The organism is Paraburkholderia sediminicola (assembly GCF_046027825.1).
GTDB classification, from domain to species: domain Bacteria; phylum Pseudomonadota; class Gammaproteobacteria; order Burkholderiales; family Burkholderiaceae; genus Paraburkholderia; species Paraburkholderia sediminicola_D.
In genome coordinates, this window is record NZ_JAQQDU010000285.1 from 1 (window position 1) to 373 (window position 373).

The following is a 373-nucleotide window of genomic DNA, read 5'->3' on the forward strand; positions in this document are numbered from 1 at the left end:
ATCACCGGTTCACAACCGTCGAACACCGGATCCGGTTCCTGCAGCACGACACGCTGCACGCCCGCGTCAGCGATCATGGCCGACAGACGTCCTGCCGGATACGACGGATCGAGTGGCACGTACGCGCCGCCGGCCTTCAGCACACCGAGCAGTGCCGCCACCAGCGCGCACGAGCGCTCTAGGCTCACGCCGACCCGTTCGTCGCGCTGCACGCCAAGCGCAACCAGCCGATGCGCGATCCGGTTCGACCAGGCATCGAGTTGCGCATAGGTGAGCGATTCACCCTCGCAGCACACGGCAATCGCGTCGGGACGCACCCGGGCCTGGGCTTCGATCGATACCGTCACAGGTTCGAACGGCAGCGCGACGCACC

1 protein-coding gene is annotated in these 373 nt (G+C 67.0%); it reads right to left on the reverse strand.

Going from position 1 to position 373, the window contains the following annotated elements; all coding sequences use genetic code 11:
• Positions 1–373, reverse strand: a 373-nt coding sequence (locus PQQ96_RS42265; RefSeq protein ID WP_408303385.1) for an AMP-binding protein, incomplete at both ends; no start/stop codon positions are given.